This window comes from Paenibacillus cookii, from assembly GCF_018333375.1.
In the GTDB taxonomy this organism is placed as follows: domain Bacteria; phylum Bacillota; class Bacilli; order Paenibacillales; family Paenibacillaceae; genus Paenibacillus_AQ; species Paenibacillus_AQ cookii.
Window position 1 is genome coordinate 240,412 of the sequence record NZ_BORW01000003.1, and the last position, 17,678, is coordinate 258,089.

Sequence of the window (17,678 nt, forward strand, 5' to 3'; positions counted from 1 at the left end):
GACCCTTTCCTCATCCCAAAAAAACAAGTTGCGAATCGAACTAAATATAGTAAAATCTAGAAAAAAGCTCGGGTGGTGGATAGTTTGAAAAGCCTTGGTTGGATTCTGTTGTTGATTTTTGCGTTAAGCGGATGCGGTGGAGGCACTGAAAAAGAAGACGAGAAGTTCACCCAAGAAGACATGGGCATCATCAAAACCGCCAGCGGCGAAAAAGTGCATTTCGGCATGAAACGGGCGGATGCCGAAAAGGTGCTGGGGAAAGGCAAAGACGCCGGAAAAGGCCGATGGGAATACGAACCGGGCATCCTCGTGTTCTATAGGAACGACTCCGTCGCCATGATCACGCTGGAGGAAAAGACCCAGGGCCAATACCAAACGACCCGCGGCGCCGAAATCGGCATGCGGCTCGAACAAATCAGAAACCTCTACGGCGAAAACGACATCCCCGATCCGTCGGGCGCAAACCTGAATTATATTTACGATTTTAACAAAGGGGAGTTCCTTGACGAATACCCCTCCGTAACGGATGAAAAAACCAAGGACACGGTAGTGTTTTCAACGATGTTCGATTCCAACGGGCAAGCTGATGCGCTGATCATGATCGACGTCTATTTTCAGAATCACGGCGAATGAGCGCAGAAGCCCAAAGCCGGTATTTTTTCATAAAAAAATAAAGCCCGCGCGAATACGTCCGCGGCAGGCTCTGACGATATGGGGTTATCTTGCTTCGATGCGCTTTTCCACGCACCACTTGATGACAAACAGAAACGCGATGCTAAGCAGCAGCTCGAAAACGAACGATCCTAGCCAGTTCCAGCCGGCCATGGCGGTCAGCGAATCATGCGTAATCGTGCCTGTCCCGTTTTCGTAATGGAAAGTCACCAGATTGAACGCCTGAGTGGAATCCTGGCCGAACAGCAGGTCTTCCAGCCAGTCCATGACGGCCGACAGGACCAGGAACAGCAGCAGGCCGACCCAAAACGCGCCTTTTTTCGTGATGCTGCGGGCCAGCGCAATCACGACGTAAAAAAACAAAAATCCGTAAACGGTCGTAATCACGGCCTCCAGCACCAATCCGATCCACACGTATACGGGAAGATGAAGCGCATCTCCCCAAAAAGACGTATCGAAGCGGCCTAGAAAATACATTCCCGCCCCGGCAGCAACCACCAGGACTGCGAGCGTGTTCAAGATGGCGTAGACGAGGGACGCCCAAACGTAGGAGAGGGTGTTTACCGGCAATAGCCTGCGGCTCACCGATTTGATGTTGTAGTCGAACACCCTCAGGTTGTTGATCATGAAAATAACGGCGGCCGTAAAGTTGGCAATAAGGATGACGACCATTTTGACTTCCAGCATAGCGGGAGACAAGATCATTCCTAGTTCGCATAAAATCAGCACGGCGCAAACGGCCAGCAGCAAATTCGCGTTCCGTCTCAGGTCGTATTTAAGCAGCTTCATCATTCGCCGAACACCTCTTTGAACATGTCGTCCACGCTCCTTCCATGCTTCATGCGGATGTTTTCCACTTCCTCATGCAGCACGATGCGGCCGTCCCGCAAAAACATCACTTCATCGAAAATCCGTTCCATGTCCCCTACCAGATGGGTGGAGATGATCAGGCTGCTGTCTTCGCGGTAAAAACGGACGATCGCATCCAAAATTTTGCCGCGGGCCACCGGATCGACGCCGCCGATCGGCTCATCGAGCAAATACAGGCTGACGTTCCGGGAGAGGGCCAGCGTCAGCTGCAGCCGTTCATTCATCCCTTTGGAGAGGATGCTGACGCCGCTTTTCTCGTCCAGTTTCATGAAATCGAGCATCTCGCGGGCTTTTTCCATATCGAAATCCGCATAAAAATCGTTGTAGAAGGCGATGGCATCCCTCACCTTCATCCAGCTTTCCGTCATCGGGCGGTCGGGCATGTAGGAAATGAGGCTTTTCGTCTCTCTGCCGGTCGGTCGGCCCATCACAGAAATGTCGCCGGCCGAGGCCGGGGTCAGCCCCGCAATAATTTGCATCAGCGTGCTTTTGCCGCTGCCGTTCGAGCCGAGCAGGCCGATCAGCCGGCCCGGCCCGATATCGAAGCTGACGCCGTCCAGCACCTGTTTTTTGCCGTATTTTTTCGACACGCCGTTAACCTTCAGAAGTGCGTCCATCCGGATGCCCCTCCTTCCGGTCCTTGCCGCTTTCAGCCGCCACGGCCTCTTTAACGATCGTCACGATGTCCTGATTTTTGAACCCCAGCTCCTGCATGCCATGGATGAATTGGTGAAGCAGTTCTCCGGCCATTTCTTTTTTGATCGCCATAATTTTGGATTCCTCGCTTGTCACATATCTTCCCAGACCCCGTTTCGTCTCAACGACCTCCTCGCGTTCGAGTTCCTGAAACGTCCGCTGAATCGTGTTGGGGTTGATTTGCAAATCCGCCGCCAGCTCCCTTACCGACGGGATTTTATCGCCGGGCTGGAGCAGGCCGGATACGATCTGTCTTTTGATATGGTTCATGATTTGAAGATAGATCGGCAAATTGTTGTCGAATTCGATGCTCAAGTGGACAGACTCCTTTCGCCGTCAGCTTAGCTCCTTCGCCGCATCAGGCTATATCACGTTTCTTAAACGTAACAAAGCTGGCGCCAAGAAACAAGACCATATATACCGCCAGTACCGCAATGGAAAAAGGAAGCGTCATCCCTTCGATCGGCGGCTGCCCTCCGTGGCTGTACACCGACAGATCGGCGTTCGGGAACAGCACGTATTTGTAAAAGCTTTTTGGAATCGTTAAGCTGCTGAACACGACCGCCGCCATGCCGACGCCCATCGCCGCGCCCGTTGAACGGGTGAGCACGCCCATCATGAAGCCCAGCGTCACGTAAACGATGCTGTACACAAAAGAGCTGCCTCCCGCGATCCACAGATCCCGCCAAGCGCCGGCACCAGCTTCCATTCCGAAAAACGCCGCGCCGGAAGCGAATCCGACCGCCATCAGCCATACGAATAGCGATAGCGTAAAGAGCAACGCCGCTGCATATTTCGAAGCAAGCACTTTCCCCCGGCTTTGCCCGCGGATCATCAGGAACTTGATCGTTCCCAGGCTGTGCTCGCTTGCAACCAGCCCGGCGGTAAAGATGACAGCCAGCATGGCGGTAAATTGACCGAAGAAGCTCGTCGATGACATCATGGCCGTAAATTCGGAGGCGGAACCGATCATATCCCCTCCCCAGCGTTTAAAGGCCCAGGACAGCGCTACGAGCGCAACGGCGATGATCGCGTAAGGAATAAAAAAGCTGCGTTTTTTGGACATTTTCAGCCATTCGTTTAAGACAAGCCTGTTAAAACTAAGCAATGCGGTTTCCTCCCGTCCATTTCAAAAATTCGTCTTCCAGCGACTGCTTCAGCTCCGTGATCTGATAAATCGGAACCCCGGCGGCGCCCAGCGCGGTAACCGTCTCCGGAATATCCTTGTATCGAAGCGCCACGAGCAGTTCGTTTTGCTCCTCCGCGACCTGCAAAATTTCGGCATGCTCCTGGCTTCCCAGCACTTGCTTCGCTTCATCGAAACGTCCGACCCGGAACATGACGCGCACGAAGCTTTTCTCTTCCGCCGCGGATGCTCCGCCGATGGCGCGAACCGTCACGAGCTTGCCGTCCTGTATGACGACGACGCGGCTGCACAGCTGCTCCATTTCCAGCAGCAAATGGCTGGATACCAGGATCGAAATGCCTTCCTCGCGGGCAATCGTTTTAAGGTAATCGCGCATTTCGCGGATGCCTGCCGGATCGAGACCGTTGGTCGGCTCATCCAAGATAAGCACCGATGGCTCGTGCAGCAGCGCTTGCGCAATGCCGAGACGCTGGCGCATGCCGAGCGAGTAAGCTTTCACTTTCTTTTTCATCGCCTGTTCGAGTCCCACCAGCCGGACCACCTCGTCGATCCGTTCGTTGCTGATCCATTCGTTCATCCGCTGATATTGCTTCAGATTGTCGTAACCCGTCATGTAAGGATAAAATTCCGGGTTCTCGATAATGGCCCCGATATGACGGATCGCCTTCTTCCATTCGTGCCGGATGCTGCTGCCGCGGACGAACACGTCGCCCTCGGTCATTTGGATCAGTCCGGCAATCATCCGGATGGTGGTCGTTTTTCCGGCGCCGTTGGGCCCGAGCAGCCCGACGATCTCCCCTTCGCGCACGTCGAATGAAAGCTGATCGACGATTGTTTTCCCTCCGATTTTTTTGGACACGCCCCTTAACGAAAGCACGGCGGTTTCTTCATGTATGTTTTGAGATTGCGTCACGTTCACATCCCCTTTGTATTAGTGTTATAGTTAGATAGTACACTAGAACATCGGTGATGTAAAGCCCGAATTGAATCCGGCAAAAAATACGGAAAAGCCGCCCCTTTGTTTCAAGGAGCGGCTTTTCCAACATGCCGTCATTATTTATATTGGCTCACGTTCAAGCTTCCGGCAGCGACATCGATCCAATAATAAGCCTCGGGCGTAACCAGGTACAAGTTCAAGGCATCCTCGTTATAGGGTCCCGCGCCAGCCAGGTGGAAAACGCCGTCCTTGTCGAGCGTAACGTGAAGGTCCTCGATCTGCTGCGGCCGCTCTCCCCCGGTCTGCACCATGATTTTCAACGTTTCCCCCGCGTGGCCCGCAAACTTTCCGTCAAGAGCAAGCGTACGGTCGGCACGGAAATCCGCGACGAACATGTAGTCCTCCAACCGATCCGGCTTCCGGTACACTTCCCGTTTCGGCAGCGGCGGCAGCGCGGTTGACGGCGTTACGGCCGCCGGTCTGCCGCGAAGCTCTTTCAGCTTCGGCCGCAAATACTGCAGCAGCTCCGCGGCTTCCCCCCGCGTAAGTTCCTCGCTTCCCTTGAAGCCTTCCAGCGAGCGCTCCGTGACGCCCTTTACATAGTCGAGCGCAAGGACGTACCAGACCGCTTGGCTTTCCGGGTAGTTCACCCCATCCGCCGCAGCAATGATTTCGGCCGCTTTTTGACGTGTAATCGCCCGGTCCCTTGCGGTTTTATTAGCGATTCCGGCAAGCGGAATGTTCCGATCGGCCGCGGCTTTATAAGCTCCGTCCGCCCAATGCGTTTTTTTTGCAGGCGCATAAGCCTCATCATCGACTCGGTACATCCGAAGCAGCGCCGTCCAAAATTCGGCCTCCGTTACCGCCGCATCGGGCCGAAACTGATTGCGGTCCGATGCGGTCATCACTCCCGACCGAAGGGCCCATTCGATCGCGGATCGGCCCGCGTGCCCGGCGATATCCGTTATCGCGGCGGGATTCGTTCCCGGATATTCCTTTAGCTTGAGCTTCGGCAGCACTTTGACCTTGATCCGGTTTTGAACGCTCCCCGATGTCATCGTTACCGTATAATCGCCGGGTTTAACGCCTTTTAACATGCCCCCCGGCGAGACGGCCAGCCCTTTGGGCTCGCTGCTGGCGTAGCCGACTCCGGTTTGGAGCGGTTCCGTCACCCCGTCGTCATACATCCCCTCGGCTTCGATCGGCAGTTCCCCGCCTTCATTGAGAACAAGCTCGGAATATCGGGATTGGACGGAGACCAATTGATGTCCTTTTCCGGTGGTAAAAGACCATGTCTTTTGCAGCTTCCCGGACGTTCCTTTCATCTGATAGGAAAGCGATATTTTGTATGTATGATTGCCTTTCAGAATCTGTTTGGGATACAGAAACAGCGTATCCCCGCCGTAAAGCTCCTCATAATACGGCACCGCCGCGCCGCTTTCGTCCGCGATTTGCGCTTCATGCCAAACCATATCCCGTTCCGTCGTAGCCGAAATGATGTAACCGGAATGATCCACGTTAAATTGGCTCAACGGGTTCGGAGATTCAAGACCGTAAAAACCGACCCCGACGTTCGTCATGCCGTCATAGGGATACACCGAGATGCCTCCTTGGATCGGACCAGGCTCCGAAAAACCGGCAAAGTCGGCCACGGCCGTTCCGTCCGCCAAACCGAAGCCGACTTCCCTGTATTTCGGGCTGAGAATGATTTTGCGGTGATAGGCGGTGTCCAGCCAGCCGTCGATCGCATCCTTGCTGCTCGCCTGCTTGTAATGCATGACCTCCCCGGTGGAATACCCCTTCGAACCAAACGTCCAGCCGGCGGCTTTCAACCGGTCCGTTACGGTTGCTCCCGTATACCCGGGCATCCCTTTGGTTTCGTTATGGGCGCCCTCGGTTTTCTTCCCGTGATTGGCGTTGTAATACGCCGCATGAAGGCTTGCCGCCTTGGATATCACGCCGCTCAGCTGCAACGGCTGCAGTCCGGCCTTCGCCCGGACGCCGTTCAAATGGGAGAGCGCCTCGCTTTGATCTTGGTCCGTCCCTGCCGAAAGCGCCTGCGCGGCAAACGCCGGCGTCGCTATCGCCCCCGTTCCCAGCAGCAGCCCCGCGGCAACGAGCGGCATGATCGCCCATTTGCGGAGCCCTCCGTTTCCTGCGCGCGTTCCCTGTTGTGCGTTTCTCTTCGGCACTCCAACGTCCCGTAAGGACGACTGCCCGCTTTTTTTCATATTCATCGAATAATCTTCCTTCCTTTCCTTCGGATGTTCTCTATATTCGACAAAATCCATCATTTTCCTTCCAAACCAAAACGGGACTTCCGGCCCTATAGCGCCTGAAGTCCCGTTTTTTTTCGATTCGTCACGGATGGTCCCGTGCCTGATACGGAAATTTGCCTATTCCTTTTCGGCCGTACCGGCATAGATTATGCTATATCCATCATCTCTATTATGGACCTGCCCGAAAACGTAGGTCCTTTTTCGTCTCGTTTTTCAGTGATGTTCATTACCGACGCACCTTCACAGAAGACAGACCGCTTTTGGATGAAGTTTTTCTTGCAATATCAGGGTGCAACGGCTCTGTCGTTTATACTCTCTGATATGATCAAAAAATCCAGCTGACCCAATACGAAAGGACGATGAGCGTAAACAGCACGGTGACGGGGATAGCAATGGCTGTCACCTTCAGGTATTGGCCCCAACCGATCTTAACGCCGCCTTTGCGCACGATATGCAGCCACATCAAGGTTGCGAGCGTGCCGATCGGCAGTAGCAGGGAACCGATATCGCTTCCGATGACGCTGGCCAAGTATGATATTTTTAACGTGAGCGGGTCAAGCCCCATATTCGTCAAAGTGATCGTCCCGACCATCAATGCCGGGTGATTGTTGAATATGTTGGATAAAACGCTGAGCAGGCCGCCCATCAGCACGCTGGCGTACAGCAGGCTTCCCGACACGAGCGGCTGCAGCAACCGGATCAGCCAATCCGTCAGACCGATATTGTTCAAGCCGTAGATGATGACGTACATGCTAAAGGCGAAGACTAGAATGTACCACGGCGTTTTTTTCAGCATGTCGGTAGGGGGGATTTTAAGGCGGTACCAGCGCCAGGCGAGCAGAAACGCCGAACCGATAACGGCCATCAAGGATACCGGGAAATGAACGAAGGAAGCGACGAACAAACTGATGCGGACGCAGAAAACGAAAATCAAAATATTTCTCATGAATTTGGTGCGGTCTTCCTGCTGAAGCGGCTGCTGCAGCGGATGCTGTCCGGGTTTTAAGATCCATTTCGGTTGGGAAGGAATCCTTTTCGGCAGGGTCCGGTAAAAGATGAGAAACAGGATGACGGTGAGCAGGAGGAGGCCGAGCGTTGCGGGGACGAACACCATGGCCGTATGCATGTACAAATCCATGTTCACGATTTTGAGGGCGATCAGGTTGACGATGTTGCTGACGCCGATCGGAGCGCTGGAAGCGGTGGCTATAAGGGCGCCCGAGATTAGGTAGGGTATTTTTTGATGGTTTTTGAGCCCCATGTTTTTCAGCATCATCAGCAGGATCGGCGTCGTGATCAAAATGCTGCCGTCATTGTTCACGAACAGCGTCATCAAAAAACAGAACAGGTTCGTCAGCCAAAACAGCCGGATTCCGGAGCCTTTGGCCTGCCTGGTGAGCAGCTCCGTCGCCCAATGGAAAAAACCGAAGCTTTCCAGAACGATGGCCATGACGATGGTCGCCATGATCGTAACCGCCGCGCCGCTGATCGTTTCCGTGATGTTCCCCAGGTCGGCCAGCGTGGCGCTGCCGCTGATCAGAACCAAGGCCGCGCCGATCGTTGCCGGAATCGCTTCGTTGACTTGGGGACGCCAAAAGATAAAACCGATGGTGAACAGGAAGGAACAGACCGTAATCAACACCATGAAATCATGCATGTTAAACCCTCATCTCTAACTTAAAAATGTTATTTCCAGTGCACAACTCTCCTTTGCTTCGAAATCTGGAATCTCGTTTTCTATTAAAACTCCATCCGCCCCCCTCCTTAGGTTTCGTCAAATGGATGTCACTGGTGATACTGTATGTATACGTGAAGTAAACGAGCTTCGACATGGCCAACGCCACGGTTCTCTCAAAATCTACTAATGTCAATCATCGGCATTCGGCCCGGGATGGCATAGGCCGATCCGGGCGGATTGCCCTGAAAAATTACTATTTTCCAAGCGTATTTGCGAGAATGGGAGCAGATGACCCCAACAAACGTTTCACGCAAAAAAAGACCTCAGCCGTTTGGCTGAAGCCTTTCGTTTCGCCGATCATGAATGGATGTTTGCCGGTCCCAGCCATCCGTCCAACCGGGCCTTGACGAACGCGTCGTCATTCAAATGCGGATACTGGCGGTATACGCGGTCGATTTCTTCCATTTGCCCCGGCGACAATTCCTCCTGCGGGTTCAGGCACCATCGCCCCTCCAGCAGCCCCTGCCGCCGCAGCACTTCATGGATGCCCGGAATGCAGCCGCGGAATTGATGGGCCGGATCGAAAAAGGCGGCGTTGCTGTCCGTCACCTCGGCGGCGCGCGTCAGCCATTCGGCCGGAACAAGCTCCGCCTCGCGCACCTTCTTGATCTCTTCCAGCATGGTTACCGCCTGCCGCGTCCAAACGGCCCAATGCCCCAGGAGTCCACCTGCGATGCGCTTCTCGACGACTCGGCCGCCGACCTCAAAGCGGAATTTCGTCAGCAGGTCGATCACGATGTTATCGTCGTTGCCCGTGTATAAGGCGATTTCGTCCCGGCGATCCGACTCCATGACCGCCCTCACCACGTCGAGGGATTGGTAGCGGTTAAACGGCGCCATTTTGATCGCGATAACCCCGTCGATTTCCGCGAAAGCCCGCCAAAAATCGAAGCTGAGCGTTCTCCCGCCCACGGAAGGCTGCAGATAAAAACCGAACACCGGCAAAACGTCGGCCACGCGCCGCGTCCGGTCCAGCAGCTGTTCCTCGGTCAGCTCCCCCAGTCCTCCCATGCTCAGAAGCCCTGCATCGTACCCCAGCCGCGAGGCCAGCTCCGCTTCCGCCACCGCCTGCTCCGCCGGCCCGCAAATGCCGGCGATTTTCATGAACGGGCGGCTCAGGTTGGCGTTTGCCGCCTCTTCGGCGGCCAGGCGCAGCACGGGTTCCAGCAAGCCGACGTCCTTGTCCCGGATCTCGAACTGCGTGGAGTGCACGGCGACGGCGATCCCGCCCGCCCCGGCAGCGATATAGTACCGGGTTAAGGCGCGTTGGCGCCTTTCATCGAGCCGGCGGCGCCCGTCGAGGGCGAGGGGATGCGCCGGAATGGCCAGCCCGTCATGCAGCGCCGCGGCCAGCTCCGGGTTCAAACGTTGTGGCGTCGTGTTCATATCAATATTTTCCCTCCCGCTCCTGAAAGTGCGTCGGCTTGTTCCAGGTCGCCCCGTCCTGACGCACCCAGTCCGCGATCCAGTCGATCATCTGCAGCACCGACACTTTTGGATAGCCGAACGTTTGCATCGCTTTCGAGGCGTTGCTTAGCAAGGCCGTCGGCGCCTCTTGCCCCGCGAACACCGGCTTGACGCCGAGCCTGCGCCCGAACTCCTCGCCGACCCAGCGCAGCGACAGCGTCTCCGGCCCGGTCACGTTCATCGTTACCGGAGGCGAGCTGCATACGTTTAACGCCCTTAACGCGATTTCATTGGCATCCCCCTGCCAGATGACGTTGGCGTGCCCCATGGTCAAATCGATCGACCGGCCTTCCTTGACCGATTTGGCGAGCTCAAGCAAAACCCCGTACCTTAAATCGATCGCATAATTCAAACGGTAAATGAACATCGGGATGCCATATGTTCTGGAAAAATGCTCGAATACGCGCTCGCGTCCGAGGCAGGACTGCCCGTATTCCCCGTTGGGGTTGGGGGCGGTTTCCTCGGTCGCGCCTCCCCCGCCCACCGGCGTAAACGGGTACACATTGCCGGTCGAAAAGACGACGAAACGGGAATGTTTGAATTTCTCGGCGACCCGGCCGGGCAAATACGCATTCATCGCCCAGGTAAAATGCTCGTTGCCGGTCGTCCCGAATTTGTTGCCCGCCATAAAAATGACGTTTTTGACGTCAGGCAGCGCCTTAAGCTCCTCCTCGTTCAGCAAGTCGGCAGAGATGGTCCGGACGCCCATGTCCTCGAGCTGGCGCTTCAAATCGCCGCTGGAAAAACGGGATACGCCGATCACCTTTTTGTTGAGCCCGCCTTTGCGGATGGCGTTCACCGCCAGCCTCGCCATGCTGGGCCCCATTTTTCCGCCCACCCCAAGCAGCATGATGTCTCCGTCGACCTTGCTTAGATCGGCGATCAATTCGTCCGACGGTTCCGCCAGCTTGTTTTCCAATTCTTCGATCGAATGGATGCTCATTCTTGCCCACCTTCCTTTCATCGTCGGTTTCCGTTTCGTTTTCGGATTCGGGCCGTGCCTGAACCCGTCATCGCAAGAGCAGACGCCGCAGCGCATGTGCCGGATTGCCTCGTTTTCCTCGCCTTATTCGTCGCCGGTTCCCCTGCTTTGGCCGCTCCGAGCCCAGGCTCGTAATCCGGATCTTACCGTCCAAGGCCGCCCGCGCGGGAGAGGTGCACGCCCGCTTACTTTCTGAGCAACAGGTTGCGGCCGAATTCGCAGCCGGTGTCGCCGTCGATGATAACGCTTCCACGTTTCCGCAGGAAACGGATGCCTTGATTGATCAAGCTTTCGCTGCGAATGCTCGCACAGATCAGCACCGCATCATAGAGGAATCATCGATGCGGACCTTGACGTGCTGCGGTTGTGCGCCGGGTTCCGGCAGCTCCGCAAACACCGCTTCCCCGTTCGAGCTTTTGGCCGCTTTCATGATCGGCCTCCTGATTCCCGACTGATCTACAAATACAGAAAAGTCACGTTACCTCGTTTTCTATTGATGTATTTCTGATGCATCGATTATACACACCCAATTTTTGGGGTGTCAATATGAAATCAGAAAGTTCTGATGACGCTTATCCCTTGTTCGCCGGGATGCTCCCACCATCCATTTTTAATTTTTTGTAGGCTAACGGGGTGACCTTCTTCAACTTCCTGAATCTTTCGATAAAATAGCTCGTGCTGTTAAATCCGACCTTATAGGCGACTTCCGTTACGTTGGAATCCGTTTGCTGCAGCAAGACTAAGCTTTTTTGAATCCTGTAATCGATCACGTAATTCAGCGGAGTCGTATTCAACATTCGTTTGAAATACCGGCAGCATTCCGAACGGCTCAATCGGCCGGCTCTTGCGATCTCATCCAATGTGACTTTTTCGGCGTAATGCGTATCGATCCAGCTTAACATTTCCTTCATCCGCCGATTCTTTGCCGCTTCCATCGGGTCGTGCTCGAGTTGAAAGCCGTTCATGACAAGGTTTTTCCAAATGAGCGCCAGATTTAGCGTCATATCGATTTCAAAGTAAGGCGGCTTTTGTTGAAGCCACTGATGAATGTTCCATACGGCATCCAAAATGTTTTTTCCCCAAGACGTGTTGGGATCAATATATAAGTAGGGCAAATTGGTCGCTTGAATATAAGGGGCTACATACGTGGCGTAAAGCTCTGGCGATACGACGAAATCGGGGGACACGTTCAAACAGATATAAACGCAGCCCGATTCATTCAGCTCCTCCGCCATGTGCAGGCAGCCGCTATTGATAAAGAGCCCGTCGCCTTGTCGAACGATCAATTTCTCTTCATTGATTTGAAAGCTTGCTTCCCCTTGGACCATCCTGACAAATTGAAGTTCATCGTGCCAATGAAGCGGAATATATCCGTGTATATTTTGATGGATCGTCGTTTCGTAACAGGCAACCGGCAATACGACCGTCCGATGATCGGTGAGTTCCTTTAAGTTTTGGCCAATCTTGAAATTTTTGATCTGCAAACGACCACAACCTCAATATACTTATATTTTTTCATTCAATATCGATATATTTAAACAGATTTTCCACCTATTATATCACTATCATTATATTTAAGGTGGAGAATCCCGTTCATGGACAAATCATCAGGAAAAAAAGGATTGTTTCTCGTGACCACGGGAGCGGTATTTTGGGGGATCAGCGGCACCGTTTCCCAAAAGCTCTTCCAACAAACGGCGGTCGATATCGATTGGCTTGTAACGACGCGTCTGCTCATCGCCGGCGTGCTGCTTTTGGCCGTTCAATGGTTGGCGAAAGACCGCTCGCAACTATTTGTCGTATGGAAAAATAAGAAGACGGCCCTCCAGCTCGTTGCCTTCGGATTGCTGGGCATGCTTGCGGTTCAATACACGTACATGGCATCGATTAAATACGGCAATGCTGCGGTCGCCACGCTGTTGCAGTATTTAGCGCCGGTCATGATTATCATCTATTTAATTCTGCGAAAACAAACGGATTTCACGCGAAAGGATTTGCTGACCGTCCTCCTCGCTTTAGCCGGCTGTTTCTTCTTGTTGACCGACGGCTCCGTTTCCCGATTATCCGTGCCGGCCGCTGCCGTCTTTTGGGGTGTTTTGTCGGGAGCGGCGCTGGCTTTTTATACCTTGTACGCCGGTCCCCTTTTGAAGCAATACGATTCCCTCGTCATCGTCGGCTGGGCGATGGTCATCGGCGGTTTGGGACTAAGCGTGATCCATCCCCCTTGGCAGATCGACTTGAACAGCTTTACGCCGGAAACCTATGCATGCCTGGTATTCGTGATCCTGTTCGGCACCATGATCGCCTTTTGGTTTTATATCGAAAGCCTGCAAAGTCTTTCGCCCAAGGAAACAAGCCTGCTAGGCAGTTTGGAACCGCTGGCCGCGGTTTTAACGACGGTGTTTTGGCTGAAAGAGCCCTTTGGACGTTTCCAATGGTTGGGGGCGGCATGCATCATCGGACTGATGTTGGTTTTGGCATGGGATAAAAAGCCGCCTTCAACGAACCAAACGAAAAGAGCTCGGCAGAAGCGCTAGCCAGTTGACCGCGAACGAATCCCTCCGGATCAGCAAAAAATGCCCCTTGCCTCGTAGGCAAGGGGCACAAACGCGATGTCTCCTGCGTTAGTCCGGTTTTTGGGCCTATCGCTGCTTCACGGCAGCATTCCGGATCCTCTCGTGATCGGCCGCGGAGCCCAACCATTGTTCCAGTTTGCCGTACAGCTCCCGCACGTCGATCATGCCCGACCAATACTCCTTCAGGAACCGGCTGAACGTTTTTAACTCATGGATTTTCAGCCCGATTTCCTGGTGATAGGCAAAAGACGGAAACATTTCGCGGTACATGGAGTACCGGGACGGGCGATTCAAACCGCCGGCGCCGTCCGCGGTTTCGGCCGCTTCCTTGCGGGCCGGGATGCTGATCGTTTTTTGCCTGATCAGCCTCTGCGCATCGGACGAGGATAAAAACTCCATGAACCGAATCGCCGCTTCCTTCGCCGGGGAATGGCGGACCACGGCGGTGCCGATGGTCAGCATGAGCGTTTTTTGCGGATCGCCCAGACGGAGCGTCGGGAGCGGACAAATATCGTATTCCAAATCCATGTGCGCAAATTCGTTCAGGTTAAAATACGTCGCGAGGATTGCGGATACTTGCTCTTCCGCGAAGAGACGGATCGTTTCGTCGTTTCCCTGCGCCCAGTAATTCGGGAAGATCAGGCGGTTGTCGATCAGCTCGTGAAGCTTATCCAAACCTTCGAGCATATGCAGCCGGCTGGTGCCGTCCGGCAGCTCCTGCCTTCCCTTTCCCCCCTGCAGCAGGAAAATGGAGTAGCGGTTTTCGGAGGCGGGCAAAAAGTAAATGCCGTGCCGTCCGCGTTTTTCGGCGAGCAGCGACGTGACGCCGATCAGGTCGTCCCAGCTCCAGTAGCTGTCGGGTTCGGGAATGCCCGCTTCGCGGAAATGCCGCTTATTATAGCAGAGGACGACCGGCGAAAAAGACACGGGCCGTGCATATACCTTGCCGTCTGCGACAAAGGCCGCTTCCGTGATCGGGTACAGCCCTTTGTCGGGCGCCAGCCCCTCCAGCAGCGGCGTCAGCCCAAGCTCATGCCACTCCTGAAACTGCGGGCTGTTCAGCGCCACGACGTCCAGCAGCCCGTTCTGGATCATTTCTTCCGCGGAACGGACGTAATTTAACGGATTCAGCGTGATTCTCCGCACATGAATGCCCGGATTGTTTCGGCTGAATTCGGCAATCAGGTCGTCGATCATAAAATCGGTCGTCAGCGACAGCGGACAGCCGAAATGGATGGTGATGGTTTCCTTCGAATGCGGCGTGACCATGCTTCCGACACGGTCGATTTTGACGATCAGCCCCTCCTCTACAAGCTGGTCCAGCCCTTTGCGGATCGATTTGTTGCTGAGCTGGAACTGCTTCGCGAGCGCGCTTTCCGAAGGAAGATACGTCCCTTCCTGACGAATTCCGTTTAATATATCCGTCCGGATCACGTTCACGAAATGGTCCAAACGTTCCTGGAACGTCGGACGATCTGATTTATAACTCATGTATATTTCTCCCATGTTAGTTCGAATAGACATCAGCTTCATTTTAGCGGATTTACATTCATTGTCAACTTTTGGTTGAATGCAAGGAAGCTTGAGGCTGAATGGAAAATGCTTCAAAATGTATATATGCAAGTTAAAACGGGAGAGGCAAGACACCGCCCGTTTCAGTGGTTACTGGAAAGCGATCCCCGTCAGGAGGCGTAGGTCCCGATGAAACTTCATATCACGTACGACAACCCCATTCCCATCAATGCTTTCGAATGGACGCCTGCGGCGCACAGGCAGCCGCCCCATGTGCATGAAAGCCTGGAAATCGGCCTCTGCTTGTCGGGCAAGGGCATCTTTTTCTTCGGCAATAAACGGTATGAGGCCGGCCCCGGCGATTTGTTTCTGGTCAATGGCGAGGAACCGCACATCGCCCAGGCGGATCCGGCGGACCCGAGCCGCTATCTTTTCATTAACTTTGACGCTGCATTGCTGCTGCAGGAAGAACCCTGCCTGCTGCTTCCTTTTTCTTATCGTGCCGCGCATTTTTGCAATCATATCCCAGGCGGATCGGCGCTAGCGCGGCAGCTTGCCCCCTGGATGCTTGCCGTTGCGGAAGAATTTCAGGAGAAAGCCCCGGGCTATCAGGCAATGGCAAAAAGCGCGCTGATTCAGTTATGCGGCCGCCTTCTGCGCCATTATAACGACCAGCTTACGGATGAGGAGCGGAGCGGCATGGTTCAGTCTGCGCGCCATGCGCAAGCGCTGGCCGCTTTGGTCGAGCAGCGTTATCGCGAACCGGTCAGCCTGAAGGAACTGGCCGCTGTACTCGGACTGAGCGTCTCGCGTGTGAGCCGGGCGTTCCTGGAAGCAACGGGTTATCATTTTTCGGAATACGTGTCGCTGCTGCGCGTTCAGTCGGCCAAACGGGATTTGGCCGGCACGGACAAAACCGTCGCCGAGATTGCATTCGACTGCGGCTTTCAAAGCTTGGCAACCTTTTACCGGATTTTCAACGAAAAGGTCGGCATGTCCCCGAATGCTTATCGGCAATCGGGCGGAAACTTTTCCGAAAGCAAAAAATGAGAGGGGCGGCTGCACAATTTGAGAAGTCACGGCTTCCGGATGTAAGTTATAATGAGTGCAAATTTCGATTTGGCTGGCCGCCAATGAAGGAGGAGCACGCCCATGACGAAGTGGCATGGATTACGGGAATTGGTCTTGGCGGAAATAACGCAGCGCCGGGAAGAGGGATGCGACGTCGCAGGGTTCCCGGAGCATCTTGACGCTGCAGGCACCGATGAAACGCGGTTGATGGATGTCTACCGCGAGCTCGCGAAATTAGAACCAAGCACGAATTTTAAATATGATGAGCCGAACGATCTGGAATCGATTCGAAACGAACGCCCGGCAGTCCCGCGAATGCTTGCCGCCAACAGGGGCGAAGGCGAATGGCAGGACAAGTTTTACGGGGCTTGGCTCGGCCGCGCGGCAGGATGCGCCCTGGGCAAGCCGCTGGAGGCTCCCGTCTTCATGAACGGGTCGGGCGGCAGACCGGGCTGGCACAATATTAAACTGTGGTTTGAAGGTGCCGGACAATGGCCGATTCGCCATTATACGCCGAGTGAATCTGCCGCCAAAGAGCAGTACGGTCTCGAAATTGCCCGCTGGAGCAGTCTGGGCAGCTGCGGGGACCGCATCTGTTTCATGGAAACCGATGACGACATTCGTTATACGGTGCTTGGCCTGCTTATGCTTGAGCGGCACGGTCTGGATTTTAATTCATGGGACGTCGGCAAGCTGTGGCACCGGCATTTGACATTTGGTCAGGTGTTTACGGCCGAAGCGCAATCCTACTTGAATTTTGCCCGCGTCACTGCGTATATTAACGGAGAGCAGCCGGAGGATTGGGAAAAACATATCCGCTGGTGCCGTTCCTATTTGAATCCGTTCCGCGAATGGATCGGCGCCCAAATCCGTGTCGACGGCTATGCTTACGGGGCCGCCGGCCGGCCCGAGCTTGCGGCTGAGCTGGCTTGGAGGGATGCCTCCTTCTCTCATGAGAAGAACGGTATTTATGGCGCGATGTTCTGTTCGGCTATGATTGCTGCCGCATTCGTAGAGAACGACGTGAAACGAATCGTTGAGATCGGATTAAGCGAAATTCCGAAAAACTGCCGTTTGGCGGAAGATGTGGCCTTGGCGGTACAGATCGCAGAGGAAACGGAAGACACCTTGGAGCTGGTCGCCAAAATATGGGAGTCCTTCAAGCACTATCACGCCGTTCATACCAACAATAATGCAGCCTTATGCGCGGCGGCGCTCATCCATTCCGGAGGCGATTTCGAAAAGGGGATTACGACCGCCGTGCTTGGCGGCTGGGATACGGATTGCAACGGCGCCACGGTCGGCTCGATTCTAGGCGCATTGCATGGAGCGGCAGAGCTGCCCGAGTCATGGACCGCGCCGCTGAACGATACGTTGTATGCGGATGTCAGCGGCTTCCACCCGATCGCCATCTCGGAATGCGCCCGCAGAAGCTACGACGTTTTTCGGAAAATTCAAGCAGAATAAAAGGCCCGCTTTTCATTAAACCGGCTTCAACAGGTTAAGTCCCTTCCCCTACAAAGGATCCGGAATGCCGGGCGACATGCAGTGTATTTATTTTACTGCGCCTCCCAAAATAAAACGGGGCTGTCCAATAAGTCCCCAAAATAAAAAGTTGGTCGGAAAAACGTCATGTTTTCCGTCCAACTTTTTTTGTTCTGTCGCTTTTGCAGGAAAGTAGCGAGGCGGATGCCTGCCACCTTCAGTAGATTGTGGGCCAAAGCCACAATC

Annotated in this window: 15 protein-coding genes; 4 read left to right on the top strand and 11 right to left on the bottom strand. The window is 54.5% G+C overall.

The genetic code is table 11. The annotated features are described in order from the left end of the window. Window positions 1-84: 84 nt before the first annotated feature. Window positions 85-633 (top strand): hypothetical protein, encoded by a 549-nt coding sequence (locus KI367_RS05735; RefSeq protein WP_212948287.1) that lies wholly within the window; start codon window positions 85-87, stop codon window positions 631-633. 84 nt (window positions 634-717) lie between these two features. On the opposite strand, the gene KI367_RS05740 is transcribed toward KI367_RS05735, so the two are convergent. The 10 genes from KI367_RS05740 to KI367_RS05785 form a co-directional block, all read right to left on the bottom strand. Continuing rightward, entirely contained in the window at window positions 718-1,464 is a 747-nt protein-coding gene (locus KI367_RS05740; RefSeq protein WP_212948289.1) for a hypothetical protein, read from the bottom strand. Further along, window positions 1,461-2,159, bottom strand: a complete 699-nt coding sequence (locus KI367_RS05745) for an ABC transporter ATP-binding protein (protein WP_212948291.1) — start codon at window positions 2,157-2,159, stop codon at window positions 1,461-1,463. Before KI367_RS05745 ends, KI367_RS05740 begins: the two co-directional genes overlap by 4 nt. Beyond that, window positions 2,137-2,553 (bottom strand): GntR family transcriptional regulator, encoded by a 417-nt coding sequence (locus KI367_RS05750; protein ID WP_212948293.1) that lies wholly within the window; start codon window positions 2,551-2,553, stop codon window positions 2,137-2,139. The genes KI367_RS05745 and KI367_RS05750 overlap by 23 nt, the downstream gene beginning before the upstream one ends. Before the next feature lie 43 nt (window positions 2,554-2,596). Further along, entirely contained in the window at window positions 2,597-3,346 is a 750-nt protein-coding gene (locus tag KI367_RS05755) for an ABC transporter permease (protein WP_212948295.1), read from the bottom strand. Then, entirely contained in the window at window positions 3,339-4,298 is a 960-nt protein-coding gene (locus KI367_RS05760) for an ABC transporter ATP-binding protein (protein ID WP_246536663.1), read from the bottom strand. The genes KI367_RS05755 and KI367_RS05760 overlap by 8 nt, the downstream gene beginning before the upstream one ends. Before the next feature lie 140 nt (window positions 4,299-4,438). Next, a complete protein-coding gene (locus tag KI367_RS05765) occupies window positions 4,439-6,559 on the bottom strand; it encodes a CAP and S-layer homology domain-containing protein (RefSeq protein WP_212948297.1) in 2,121 nt (706 codons plus the stop codon). Between the two features lie 367 nt (window positions 6,560-6,926). Continuing rightward, the gene (locus KI367_RS05770) at window positions 6,927-8,258 is read right to left on the bottom strand and encodes an arsenic transporter (protein WP_212948299.1); all 1,332 of its coding nucleotides are present in this window, start codon (window positions 8,256-8,258) and stop codon (window positions 6,927-6,929) included. 378 nt (window positions 8,259-8,636) lie between these two features. After that, complete coding sequence (locus tag KI367_RS05775) at window positions 8,637-9,725, bottom strand: dihydrodipicolinate synthase family protein (protein WP_212948301.1); 1,089 nt, start codon at window positions 9,723-9,725, stop codon at window positions 8,637-8,639. Between the two features lies 1 nt (window position 9,726). Further along, window positions 9,727-10,749: an NAD-dependent epimerase/dehydratase family protein gene (locus KI367_RS05780; RefSeq protein WP_373316205.1), complete on the bottom strand. Its 1,023-nt coding sequence runs from the start codon at window positions 10,747-10,749 to the stop codon at window positions 9,727-9,729. A 611-nt stretch (window positions 10,750-11,360) separates the two neighbouring features. Beyond that, window positions 11,361-12,272 (bottom strand): AraC family transcriptional regulator, encoded by a 912-nt coding sequence (locus KI367_RS05785; RefSeq protein ID WP_212948303.1) that lies wholly within the window; start codon window positions 12,270-12,272, stop codon window positions 11,361-11,363. 111 nt (window positions 12,273-12,383) lie between these two features. Between KI367_RS05785 and KI367_RS05790 the strand changes: the two genes are divergently transcribed. After that, window positions 12,384-13,325 (top strand): DMT family transporter, encoded by a 942-nt coding sequence (locus KI367_RS05790; protein WP_036713949.1) that lies wholly within the window; start codon window positions 12,384-12,386, stop codon window positions 13,323-13,325. Between the two features lie 105 nt (window positions 13,326-13,430). Here KI367_RS05790 and KI367_RS05795 read toward each other — a convergent pair whose 3' ends face one another. After that, on the bottom strand, window positions 13,431-14,855 hold the full coding sequence (locus tag KI367_RS05795; protein ID WP_036713957.1) for an extracellular solute-binding protein: 1,425 nt from the start codon (window positions 14,853-14,855) through the stop codon (window positions 13,431-13,433). A gap of 210 nt (window positions 14,856-15,065) precedes the next feature. On the opposite strand from KI367_RS05795, the gene KI367_RS05800 reads away from it, so the two are divergent. Together KI367_RS05800 and KI367_RS05805 are read left to right on the top strand one after the other, a co-directional pair. Continuing rightward, window positions 15,066-15,926: a helix-turn-helix domain-containing protein gene (locus tag KI367_RS05800; protein WP_212948305.1), complete on the top strand. Its 861-nt coding sequence runs from the start codon at window positions 15,066-15,068 to the stop codon at window positions 15,924-15,926. Between the two features lie 102 nt (window positions 15,927-16,028). Continuing rightward, window positions 16,029-17,414, top strand: coding sequence for an ADP-ribosylglycohydrolase family protein (locus KI367_RS05805; RefSeq protein ID WP_212948307.1), 1,386 nt, complete (start codon window positions 16,029-16,031; stop codon window positions 17,412-17,414). The last annotated feature ends 264 nt before the right edge of the window (window positions 17,415-17,678 follow it).

Excerpts from the sequence above, each read along its gene's own strand:
- KI367_RS05740 (WP_212948289.1), bottom strand. The coding sequence starts at position 1,464 with ATGATGAAGCTGCTTAAATACGACCTGAGACGGAACGCGAATTTGCTG.
- KI367_RS05745 (WP_212948291.1), bottom strand. The coding sequence starts at position 2,159 with ATGGACGCACTTCTGAAGGTTAACGGCGTGTCGAAAAAATACGGCAAA.
- KI367_RS05765 (WP_212948297.1), bottom strand. The coding sequence starts at position 6,559 with ATGAATATGAAAAAAAGCGGGCAGTCGTCCTTACGGGACGTTGGAGTG.
- KI367_RS05770 (WP_212948299.1), bottom strand. The coding sequence starts at position 8,258 with ATGCATGATTTCATGGTGTTGATTACGGTCTGTTCCTTCCTGTTCACC.
- KI367_RS05775 (WP_212948301.1), bottom strand. The coding sequence starts at position 9,725 with ATGAACACGACGCCACAACGTTTGAACCCGGAGCTGGCCGCGGCGCTG.
- KI367_RS05780 (WP_373316205.1), bottom strand. The coding sequence starts at position 10,749 with ATGAGCATCCATTCGATCGAAGAATTGGAAAACAAGCTGGCGGAACCG.
- KI367_RS05790 (WP_036713949.1), top strand. The coding sequence starts at position 12,384 with ATGGACAAATCATCAGGAAAAAAAGGATTGTTTCTCGTGACCACGGGA.
- KI367_RS05795 (WP_036713957.1), bottom strand. The coding sequence starts at position 14,855 with ATGAGTTATAAATCAGATCGTCCGACGTTCCAGGAACGTTTGGACCAT.
- KI367_RS05800 (WP_212948305.1), top strand. The coding sequence starts at position 15,066 with ATGAAACTTCATATCACGTACGACAACCCCATTCCCATCAATGCTTTC.
- KI367_RS05805 (WP_212948307.1), top strand. The coding sequence starts at position 16,029 with ATGACGAAGTGGCATGGATTACGGGAATTGGTCTTGGCGGAAATAACG.